Source organism: Nocardiopsis sp. NPDC007018, assembly GCF_040635075.1.
Taxonomy (GTDB): domain Bacteria; phylum Actinomycetota; class Actinomycetes; order Streptosporangiales; family Streptosporangiaceae; genus Nocardiopsis.
The window spans coordinates 43,483-54,219 of the sequence record NZ_JBEYHA010000012.1 but is presented as its reverse complement, the minus strand read 5'-3'; the positions used below and the strand labels follow the sequence as shown (position 1 = coordinate 54,219).

Sequence of the window (10,737 nt, the reverse complement as noted above, 5' to 3'; positions counted from 1 at the left end):
GGCCAAAGCGAAGCGGAGGCCCACAAAGGCACGACCGAGGCGCCGGAGAGGGTTCTGCAAGAGGAGTCAAGCCGCCAGCGAGGAACGAGCCAGGCACAGACGACGACGAAGAATCCCCCTGCAAAAACGCCGAACCCGGGCCAAAGCGAAGCGGAGGCCCACAAAGGCACGACCGAGGCGCCGGAGAGGGTTCTGCAAGAGGAGTCAAGCCGCCAGCGAGGAACGAGCCAGGCGCAGACGACGATGAAGAATCCCTCTGCAAGGGCGCCGAGGTACCCTCCTCACCATGGCTCCCAATCCTGACCCGCCCTGGGTCGACCGGTGTTCCGACAGTGCCCGCGCCTGGGCGGACGAGGCGGTCCGCAGGGTCGTGGCCGACGACACGCGTTCGGCCGACACGCATCTGCACGTGTTTCCGCTGCCCCCGGAATGGGGCATCGACCTGTACCTCAAGGACGAGTCGGTGCATCCGACGGGCAGCCTGAAGCACCGGTTGGCGCGGTCGCTGTTCCTGTACGGGCTGGCCAACGGGTGGATCACGGAGGGCACGACGATCGTGGAGGCGAGTTCGGGTTCCACCGCGGTGTCGGAGGCCTACTTCGCCCAGTTGGTGGGGTTGGACTTCGTCACGGTGGTACCGCGCCGGACGAGTCCGGAGAAGATCGCCCTGATCGAGCGTTACGGCGGGCGCTGCCACTTCGTGGACCACCCGCCGGACATGTACGGGGAGGCCGAACGTCTGGCGGCCGAGTCGGGCGGCCACTACATGGACCAGTTCACGTACGCGGAGCGGGCCACGGACTGGCGCGGCAACAACAACATCGCGGAGTCGGTCTTCGAGCAGCTGGCCATGGAGCGGCACCCCGACCCGGACTGGATCGTGGTGGGCGCCGGTACGGGGGGCACGTCGGCGACGATCGGCCGGTACCTGAGGTACCGGCGCCTGCACACGCGGTTGGCCGTGGTGGACCCGGAGAACTCGGCGTTCTTCCCGGGGTGGGTGACCGGTGCCGCGGACTACTCCACGGGGATGCCGTCGCGGATCGAGGGCATCGGCCGCCCGCGGATGGAGCCGAGTTTCGTTCCGTCGGTGATCGACCTCATGATGCCCGTGCCGGATGCCGCGAGCATCGCGGCGATGCGGCACCTCCACGACGTGACCGGGCGGTGCGCGGGCGGTTCGACCGGCACCAACCTGTGGGGGGTGTGGCACCTGGTCGCCAGGATGCTCCGTGAGGGCCGCAGGGGCAGCGTGGTCACCCTGATCTGCGACGGCGGGGAACGGTACCAGCACAGCTACTACAACGACGCCTGGGTGTCGGAGCGCGGGCTGGACCCCGCTCCCTTCCGTGCGGCGATCGACCGGTTCCTGGCGGACGGGGTGTGGGAGCCGCCGCGGACGCCGTGAGGCGGCAGCAGACGGGAGGGGGCCCGCACCGGTCGGTGCGGGCCCCCTCCCGTGCGCGGTGCCGGGTCAGGCGTCGATGCGCTCCAGGTCCAGTTCCTGCGCGCCCTCCTGGATGAACTTGCGGCGCGGCGCGACCTCGTTGCCCATGAGCAGGTTGAAGACGGCGGCCGCCTCCTCGGCCTGCTCCACCCGGATGCGGCGCAGGGTGCGGTGGCGCGGGTCCATGGTGGTCTCCGCGAGCTGGTCGGCGTCCATCTCGCCCAGGCCCTTGTACCGCTGCACCGGCTCCTTCCAAGAGATCTTGCGCTTCTCCAGGTCGAGCAGGGTGCGCCGGAGTTCGGCGTCGGAGTAGGTGTAGACGTACCGGTCCTCGGGCTTGGCCCCGCGCTTGCGCCGCACGTTGGTGAGTTCGATGCGGTGCAGCGGCGGCACGGCCGCGTACACGCGCCCGGCCTCCAGCATGGGGCGCATGTACCGGTAGATGAGGGTGAGCAGCAGGCACCGGATGTGCGCGCCGTCCACGTCGGCGTCGGCCATGAGGATGACCCGGCCGTAGCGGGCGGCGTCGAGGTCGAAGGTACGGCCCGAGCCCGCGCCGATGACCTGGAGGATGGCGGCGCACTCGGCGTTCTTGAGCATGTCCGCGACCGAGGACTTCTGCACGTTGAGGATCTTGCCCCGGATGGGCAGCAGTGCCTGGAACTCGGAGTCGCGGGCCAGCTTGGCGGTGCCCAGAGCCGAGTCTCCCTCGACGATGAACAGCTCGCTGTGCTCCAGGCCCTCGCTGCGGCAGTCCACCAGCTTGGCGGGGAGCGCGGAACTCTCCAGGGCGTTCTTGCGGCGCTGGGTCTCACGCTGCTGGCGGGCGGCCAGCCGGGCCTTGGCGGCGCCGACGACCTTCTCCATGACCGTGCGGGCGCGGGCCTTCTCGGCCTTCTTGGTGGAGGTGAGGAACTCGCGGAGTTCCTTGCCGACCACCTGGGAGACGATCCGGGAGGCGGCCGAGGTGCCGAGGATCTCCTTGGTCTGCCCCTCGAACTGCGGTTCGGGCAGGCGCACGGTGACGACGGCGGTCAGGCCCTCCTGGGTGTCGTCCTTGGTGACCGGGTCGTCGCTGTTCTTGAGGAGTTTGGTGGCGCGCAGCTGGTCGTTGATCACCCGGACCAGGGCGCGCTCGAACCCGTTGAGGTGGGTGCCGCCCTTGGGGGTGGAGATGACGTTGACGAAGGTGCGCACGGTGGTGTCGTATCCGGTGCCCCAGCGCAGGGCCACGTCGACGTCCAGGCGGCGCTCGACGTCGGCGGGGACCATGTGGCCGGACTCGTCCAGGACGGGGACGGTCTCGGTGAAGTGGCCCGCCCCCTGGATGCGCAGGACGTCGCTGATCGGTTCGTCGGGGGCCAGGAAGGTGCAGAACTCGCCGATGCCGCCGTCGAAGCGGAACTCCTCGGTGAAGGCGGGCTCGCCCTCGGCGCGCTCGTCGCGGACGGCGATGGTCAGCCCGGGGATGAGGAAGGCGGTCTGACGCGCCCGGTCGAGCAGGTTGTCCCGGGTGATCTCCGCGTCCTTGAGGAAGATCTGCATGTCCGGCCAGAACCGGATGCGGGTGCCCGTGATCTTCTTGGCGATCTTGCGGACCTGTTCGAGGCCGGACACCGGGGTGAACTCGGCGTCGGGGCCCGCTCCGGCGAAGCGTCCGGCGATGCCCCGGCGGAAACTGAGGGCGTGGGTGTGCCCCTGGCGGTCGATCTCCACGTCCACGCGGGCCGAGAGGGCGTTGACGACGGAGGCGCCGACGCCGTGCAGGCCGCCGGAGGCGGTGTAGGAGCCGGAGCCGAACTTGCCGCCCGCGTGGAGCTTGGTCATGACCAGTTCCACTCCGGAGAGCCCGGACTTGGGCTCGGTGTCCACGGGGATGCCGCGCCCGTCGTCGCTGACCGAGACGGAGCCGTCGCCGTGCAGGGTCACGTCGATGCGCCCGCAGTGGCCGCCCAGGGCCTCGTCGACGGAGTTGTCGATGATCTCCCACATGCAGTGGGTGAGGCCACGGCTGTCGGTGGACCCGATGTACATGCCCGGCCGCTTGCGCACCGCTTCGAGGCCCTCCAGGACCGACAGGTGCCGAGCGGAGTAATCCTCGGGATCGTGGACGGCTGCGGTCAAGGCGGTCACTCGGACATCTCCTGCGTCTTGAGGGCCATCGTGGCTGTGCGGTGCGTGCCCTTTGTACCGCGCCGCACCGACTGTTGAGGGGGTCAGGCTACGGCGAGCCGGGGACTTTGCCGTGGCACGGCCGTGTGTGGGCGGGGTCGTGTCCCCCGGGTGCGGTCTGCCGGAGTCGACACCGGGTCCGCCGTGACGGGGCTCACGCACCCGTGTGCGGGTGGGAGACCGGCCGGCACGGGGGCGGACGGGGCCTGCCCGCGCGAGACTACCACCTCTGGTGGATGCGACCTGGATACTCCCGTTTTCCGGGGATAGCCGGGCCTTCCCCAGGGGTACAACACCTACGAGGATGCGTGTCCGACGAACATGACCCATTGAGTGCCAGACGGACACGAACCGGGCGGATTCCGCTGTCGGCGTACACGGGAGCCGGTTGGGAACGTCTGGGTCGGGTTAGATGTTGTCAGAGGTGACTAACGCCGAGTATTGAGGATGGCGAAGTGACTGGAACCCTTGCCCCCACTCAGCCGCTGACGGCTGCTGACCGCTGCGACCGCTGTGGTGCACAGGCGTACGTCCGGGTGCTGCTGAACTCCGGCGGCGAACTCCTGTTCTGCGCGCACCACATGCGCAAGCACGACGACTCACTCCGCAAGATCGCCTCGGACATCCAGGACGAGACGGACAAGCTCACCAAGAGTGACAAGGACGCGGAAGAGCGTTAGCCACGACGACCACGAAACGTCGACGGCGGTCCCCGGATTCCGGGGGCCGCCGTCCTCGTTCCCGGCGGGTCGCACGCGACCGCCCGTCCCCTCCGCGGGACGGCGGTCAGCCCGCGAGGACCCGGTTGTGGTAGCGGGCGACCTCGGCGAACCCGGCCCGCCGGTAGAGCCGGAGCGCGGGCCCGTTCTCCGCCACCACGCACAGGTACGCCCGCCGGGCCCCCTTGTCGTGCGCCCACGCGAGGAGGTCCGCGAGCAGGGCCCCCGCGACACCGCGTCCGCGCGCGGCCCGGGCGGTGACCATCGAGCAGATCGCCACCGACTCCCCGTCCAGCACCGCGCAACCCCGCCCGTCGCCGTCCTCGTGGACGCCGTAGGCGGCGGTGACCCGCCCCAGGATGCGGACCACGCCCTCGGCCCACTCCGGAGCCGCACCGGTCTCCGCGAACAGCTCGGTCCAGCGCGGGGTCGGGGCGTCCGAGACCAGGGTGCGGCCCGGCCCCTCGGGTCGCTCCGCGAGCTCCCTGGCCAGGACCAGGGTGGGCTCCACCAGCGCGTAGCCGTGCTCGGCCAGTCGGGCGTCCACCGCCTCCTCACCGGGCCACACCTGCACACAGGGGTTCAGGCCGTGCTCGCGGTAGAACCGGGTGACCTCCACGACGTCGGCCCCCGGGTCCTCCACCAGGGCGCAGTTGGCCCGCTTGGTGAACCCGTCCGCGAGGCCGAACCGCCATCCCGCCCGGGACTCGGTCCGGAAGGCGGGCCAGTCCCTGGACACCCGTTCCGCCCACGTGTGCATGATCGTCCCCTCACTGTCCCGGCTGTCGGAAGCCGCACATCCTATCCGGCCGCGCACGCCCTACCATGGGCACGGTCCCGACCTCACCCCTGACCTGGAGAGTCCATGTTCATCCTGCTCCCGCCCTCCGAGGGCAAGGCCACCTCCGGCGAGGGGCCCGCCCTGGACACCGGGACACTGACCCTGCCGGAGCTGACCGGCGCCCGGGAGCGGGTCGCGGCCGCCCTGACCGACCTCTGCTCGGGGCCCGAGGACACCGCGCGCGAGGTGCTCGGGCTGTCGGTAACCCAGACCGACGCCCTCAAGCGCAACCTGGACCTGGCCACGGCACCCACGCTGCGCGCCGCCGACCTGTACACCGGCGTGCTCTACGACCGCCTCGGACTGCCCGGCCTGCTCGCCGAGCACGGCCGCGCGGTGCGCGACCGGGTCCTGGTCTTCTCGGGCCTGTGGGGCGTGGTGGGGCCGGACGACCGGCTGCCGCCGTACCGGCTGTCCATGGGCGTGAAGCTTCCGCCGTTGGGCGCCCTGGGCGCCTACTGGCGCCGGGCGATGACCGGGCCCCTCGGTGAGCTCACCCGGGACCACCTGCTCGTGGACTGCCGGTCGGCGGCCTACGCGGCGGCGTTCCGGCCGACCGGCGAGGCGGCCGAACGCACCGTGGCGGTACGGGTGCTGCGCGAGCGCGAGGTCGGCGGGCAGACCCGGAGGTCGGTGGTCAGCCACATGGCGAAGGCGACCCGGGGCGACATCGCGCGGTCGCTGGTGAGCGAGGGCGTCGGGGCGCGCACCCCCGAGGAACTGGTGGGGGCCCTGCGCGACCTGGGGCACACGGCGGAGCTGCCGCCGGCGGCGAAGCCGGGGACCGCCCGCACGATGGACGTCGTCGTCCGCGACTGACGCACCGGCCGCCCCGGGTGAGGGAACCCGGGGCCCGGTCCTGACCGGGACCAACGGGACGAACCACGACGGAACCGGGACCAGCTCGCCTTTATCCCACACCTACAGCGCGTGGGGCAGCATGGTGCGCGTCGGAGGGAGATCGGACTCCGTGCGGGGACAGTGAGTACCCGATGCCATGAGGGACACGCGGGCGTCGCCACACCCGTGGGCATGACGGGGGTACGAACACCGGGCGCGCCCTCCCGACTCACCTCGGGGGGACGCGCCCGTTCGTCTTCTCAGCCTGAAGCGTGGGTCCGCTCCTGGACCGGCTGACTAGTCCAGGTAGTCGCGGAGCACCTGGGAGCGCGACGGGTGACGGAGCTTCGACATCGTCTTGCTCTCGATCTGCCGGATGCGCTCACGGGTGACCCCGTAGACCTTGCCGATCTCGTCTAAAGTCTTCGGCTGACCGTCGGTGAGCCCGAAGCGCATGGAGACCACACCGGCCTCGCGCTCGGACAGGGTGTCGAGCACCGAGTGCAGCTGCTCCTGGAGCAGGGTGAAGCTAACCGCCTCGCCCGGCTGGATCGCCTCGGAGTCCTCGATGAGGTCGCCGAACTCGCTGTCGCCGTCCTCGCCCAGCGGAGTGTGCAGGGAGATCGGCTCGCGGCCGTACTTCTGCACCTCGACGACCTTCTCCGGGGTCATGTCGAGTTCCTTGGCCAGCTCCTCCGGGGTGGGCTCGCGGCCCAGGTCCTGGAGCATCTGGCGCTGCACGCGGGCCAGCTTGTTGATGACCTCGACCATGTGCACCGGGATACGGATGGTGCGGGCCTGGTCGGCCATCGCCCGGGTGATCGCCTGCCGAATCCACCACGTGGCGTACGTGGAGAACTTGAAGCCCTTGGTGTAGTCGAACTTCTCCACCGCGCGGATCAGACCCAGGTTGCCCTCCTGGATCAGGTCCAGGAACAGCATGCCGCGGCCGGTGTAGCGCTTGGCCAGGGAGACGACCAGACGGAGGTTGGCCTCCAGCAGGTGCTTCTTGGCGCGGCCGCCGTCCTCGGAGATCCACTCCAGCTCGTCGCGGAGCTCGAAGGTGAGGACGTCGCTCTCCTCGGAGAGCTTCTCCTCCGCGAACAGGCCGGCCTCGATGCGCTTGGCGAGCTCGACCTCCTGCTCGGCGTTGAGGAGCGGGACCTTGCCGATCTGCTTCAGGTAGTCCTTGACCGGGTCCGCGGTGGCGCCGGCCGCGACCACCTGGGCGGCGGGGGCGTCGTCGTCATCGTCGTACAGGACGAAGGAGTCGTCGTCCTTGCTGGGCTTGACGGGCGCGCCGACCGTCTCGGGCTTGGCGGGCTTGGTCTCCTTCTCCGGCTCGGCCGTGTCCTCGACCAGCTCCAGCTCGGCGCCGGTGTGCTCGAGGTCGTCGTCCAGGCCGTCCTCGGCGAAGTCGCCCTCGCCCGAACCCGAAGCGAGTTCGAGGTCCTTCTTCGTGGACTTCTTGGTCGCCGCCGCCTTCTTGGCCGGGGCCTTGGCCGCGGGCTTCTTCGCCGCGGCCTTCTTGGGGGCGGCCGCCTTCTTCGCGGTCGCCGCCTTCTTGGCCGGGGCCTTCTTCGCGGTCGTGCCCTCCGAGGCGTCGACGACGGCGGTGACCGTCTCCGGCTGGTCCTGGGCGGCCGCCGCACGGGCGGGTTTGGCGGCCCGGCTCGTGGTGGTGGTCGAGCGGGTGGTGGTGCTGGACCGAGGGGTCGCCGACTTGCGCCGCGTGGTCTTGCGCCGCGAGGAGGCCGACTCGGGAACGAGTACGGTCACGCCCTCCTTGGCGAGGCTGCGGAGCACGGACTGCGCCTGCGACATCGGGATTTCGGCCTCTTCGAAGGCACGGCGCACGTCCTCGGGCTCAAGAAAGCCCTGGGACCGCCCACGCTCGATCAGCTGCTGAATGACGGGCTCTTGCAGTGACTCGGACTGCTTCGAGCGAGTCGAACTGGCAGATGACACAAACACCTCTCGAACGGACGTGTGGCGAGAATTGATCGGACCCGGTGGTCCGGTTCGGCCGGGACCGGGCACTGCACCCTCTCCCACCTGCGGCCTGGGATCGTCCCCACTGGGCGGGGAAGCCGTGGTCACCTCCGCTTCGCGGGGCGCGGTGGCTTCTTCACTGTAGGCAAGGCAATGGACTTGTTCGTACGGTCTACCGCTCCGACGCGGAATCGATCACCGGAAGCTGAACGGCGAGCAGAGTGACATCATCGTCCTGCTCATACCCATCGAGCATGCTCTCAACAAGGTACTCCAGCATCTGCTGTGGATCGCCCACCACCTCGGGACGCGCCTGCAGGGCGGACGCGACCCTGACGAGCTCGTCCAGACCGGCGTCGACGGATCGTCTGCGGTTCTCAACCAGTCCATCGGAGTAGAGGGCCACGGTGTTACCGGGTTGCACGAAGAATTTGTGGTGGCCCCTCGGAGAGCTGACGCCGAGCGGGGTGTCCGGCTCGGTCTCCAGCAGCGAGGGCCCCGCGTTCCCGGCCACCACGAGCGGCGGGAGGTGGCCCGCGTTGCTGAGGTCGAGCTGTCCGGTGACCGGGTCCAGGACGAAGTAGACCAGGGTCGTCACCTGGTCCCACGTCTCCGTGGCCGAGAACATGCGGTCGAGCCCGGTCAGCACGTCGGCCGGCTCGGGCATCGAGAACGCCAGCCCGCGCAACGCGTTGCGGATGCGGCTCATTCCCGCCGCGGCGTGGATGCCCTTGCCCATGACGTCGCCGAGGACCCCGGCGACCCGGCCGTCGGGCAGGGGGAAGGCGTCGTACCAGTCGCCGCCCACCTGCACGTGCTGGGAGCCCGACCGGTAGTAGGCGGCCAGTCGTACGCCCGGGACCTCGGGGAGCTCCTCGGGCAGGAGGCTGCGCTGGAGCTCCTCGGCGGTGTCGTGCTCGCGTTCGTAGACGATGGCCCGACCGATGGCCAGGGCGCACTGTCCGGCGAGCGCCTCCAGGAAGACCCGCTCCTCGTCGGTCACGTCCCGCTGGGAGCGGAAGGAGAAGCGCAGGGCGCCGATGGGGCGGCCCGCGACCATCATCGGCAGCGCGACCCAGGCGCGTTCGGCCGTGCGCTCCAGCAGCTCCTCGACCTCGGGGGCGTGCTCCATCAGCTCGCGCAGGTCGGCGGGGCTGGCTGCCAGACGGGGCGCCCGGGAGGCCACGGCGCGGGCCGCGACGTCGGGGTAGTCCAGGGAGAAGCCGCGTTCGGGCAGGCCCGCGCAGCCGTCCGCGGAGAGGATACGCAGGCGCAGCCGGTCGCGGTCGTACAGGGCCACGGAGGTGTGGTCGGCGCCCACGCCGGAGCGGCCGATCTCGGACATGGCCTGGACGACCTCGTCCGCGGTGAGCGCCTCCGCGAGGTCGGAGGTCGCCTTCTGGAGGCGGGCGGTGCGCATGGCCGCCTCGCTGAGCTGCTGGTTGAGGCGTTGGCGGAGTTCGTCGGCCTCGCGCTCGTTGGTGACGTCCACCAGGGTGCCGAGCCACTCGGCGGCCCCGGAGCCGTCCGTGACCGGGTTGGCCCGGGCCCGGTAGTGGACGTGCCCGCCCGCGCGGCTGCGCACGCGGAACATGGCGTCGAAGGGGGTGACGTCCAGGACGGCGTCGTCCCAGGCGCGTTCCACACCGGGCCGGTCGTCGGGGTGCAGGGCGTCCAGCCAGCCGCGCCCCAGGTAGGCGTCGAGGTCCTGGCCGGTGACGGAGCGCCACTGGGGGCAGTCCTCGCTGACGTCGCCGTCGGCCCCGGCCGACCAGACGATCTGGTTGCCCGCCTGGAGGAGGGCGCGCAGCCGCCGTTCCTCGCGGTGGGCCGCGCCGCCCTCGTGGTCGTGGGCGGCGATGAGGGCGACGTGCCGGGCCCCGTCGGAGGGGTCGTCGACCGGGAACCAGGTGAGGTCCCAGACCTGGCCCGAGGCGGTGCGGTGGCTGCCGCGCACGGAGTGTCCGGTCTCGCGGACCCTGGCCGCGGAGGCGAGGTGGGCGGCCGCCCCCGCCGGGCCGTCGGTCCGCTCCCCCACCTCGGCGGGGGTACGGCCCAGACAGTGGTCGGGGGTGCCGCCGAGGACGGAGGCCATCCGGGTGTTGATCGAGACGAAGACGTCGTCGGGGTCCAGGAGGGCGAAACCGATGGGGGCGTCGGCGAGGAGGGACTTCACCGCGTCCGGCAGTTCCGCCGCGTTGATCCTGGGCGGGGGAATGGACGTCTCGGCGCTCAACTGCTCGACACCTCCGGAACCTTCGGATTCCCCAGCCGGGTTTCGATGGGGGGTTGGTGGACCGTGTGGTCCCCTGCGCACCGTGCCCGCCACCCGTGCGCGGTGGCGTTCCGGCGCGGGACGCGCGGCGCTGATTCCGGTCGGGGGGCTCCGCGGCTCCCAGGAGTCACGCTCCATGACTCCTCTCGGCCGCTGTCACGGCTCAAGCATAAGACACACCCGCCGACGCGCAACGGCCACCGGGGAGCGGCCGGTACCGCGGGTGGAAGGTAAATGTTAGGCCACGGCACCGTCCCGGCACAGGCGACCGGGGGCTTTGCGGGCGTGTTTTCCCATAATTGCCGATGGAGGACGAGGGGGCACGGTTTGCGGGTAACCGTTCGGAACGGGAACGTTATATGTCCGAAACGCCCATTTCGCATCGGCGACCCCCGGTGACCGGGCCCTCCGGGTAAACGGCGCCCCCTCCAGGTTTTATCAACAGCGTGCC

Annotated in this window: 7 protein-coding genes; 3 read left to right on the top strand and 4 right to left on the bottom strand. The window is 70.7% G+C overall.

Annotated features, from left to right (window positions below):
- Positions 1-286: 286 nt before the first annotated feature.
- Positions 287-1,408: a PLP-dependent cysteine synthase family protein gene (locus ABZ635_RS09165; protein WP_357761298.1), complete on the top strand. Its 1,122-nt coding sequence runs from the start codon at positions 287-289 to the stop codon at positions 1,406-1,408.
- Positions 1,409-1,474: 66 nt separating this feature from the next.
- Here ABZ635_RS09165 and ABZ635_RS09160 read toward each other — a convergent pair whose 3' ends face one another.
- Positions 1,475-3,580, bottom strand: a complete 2,106-nt coding sequence (locus ABZ635_RS09160; RefSeq protein ID WP_357761295.1) for a DNA topoisomerase IV subunit B — start codon at positions 3,578-3,580, stop codon at positions 1,475-1,477.
- Between the two features lie 494 nt (positions 3,581-4,074).
- On the opposite strand from ABZ635_RS09160, the gene ABZ635_RS09155 reads away from it, so the two are divergent.
- A complete protein-coding gene (locus ABZ635_RS09155) occupies positions 4,075-4,299 on the top strand; it encodes a hypothetical protein (protein ID WP_026129396.1) in 225 nt (74 codons plus the stop codon).
- Positions 4,300-4,405: 106 nt separating this feature from the next.
- On the opposite strand, the gene ABZ635_RS09150 is transcribed toward ABZ635_RS09155, so the two are convergent.
- Positions 4,406-5,098 (bottom strand): GNAT family N-acetyltransferase, encoded by a 693-nt coding sequence (locus ABZ635_RS09150; RefSeq protein WP_357761292.1) that lies wholly within the window; start codon positions 5,096-5,098, stop codon positions 4,406-4,408.
- A gap of 105 nt (positions 5,099-5,203) precedes the next feature.
- Between ABZ635_RS09150 and yaaA the strand changes: the two genes are divergently transcribed.
- Entirely contained in the window at positions 5,204-5,998 is a 795-nt protein-coding gene (yaaA, locus tag ABZ635_RS09145; protein WP_357761290.1) for a peroxide stress protein YaaA, read from the top strand.
- A gap of 318 nt (positions 5,999-6,316) precedes the next feature.
- On the opposite strand, the gene ABZ635_RS09140 is transcribed toward yaaA, so the two are convergent.
- Together ABZ635_RS09140 and ABZ635_RS09135 are read right to left on the bottom strand one after the other, a co-directional pair.
- Entirely contained in the window at positions 6,317-7,987 is a 1,671-nt protein-coding gene (locus ABZ635_RS09140; RefSeq protein WP_357761287.1) for an RNA polymerase sigma factor, read from the bottom strand.
- A gap of 196 nt (positions 7,988-8,183) precedes the next feature.
- Positions 8,184-10,247: a SpoIIE family protein phosphatase gene (locus tag ABZ635_RS09135; RefSeq protein ID WP_357761284.1), complete on the bottom strand. Its 2,064-nt coding sequence runs from the start codon at positions 10,245-10,247 to the stop codon at positions 8,184-8,186.
- Positions 10,248-10,737 lie beyond the last annotated feature (490 nt).

Bases quoted from the DNA above. Each gene is read 5' to 3' on its own strand.
- ABZ635_RS09165 (WP_357761298.1), top strand. From the start codon at position 287: ATGGCTCCCAATCCTGACCCGCCCTGGGTCGACCGGTGTTCCGACAGT.
- yaaA (WP_357761290.1), top strand. From the start codon at position 5,204: ATGTTCATCCTGCTCCCGCCCTCCGAGGGCAAGGCCACCTCCGGCGAG.
- ABZ635_RS09150 (WP_357761292.1), bottom strand. From the start codon at position 5,098: ATGCACACGTGGGCGGAACGGGTGTCCAGGGACTGGCCCGCCTTCCGG.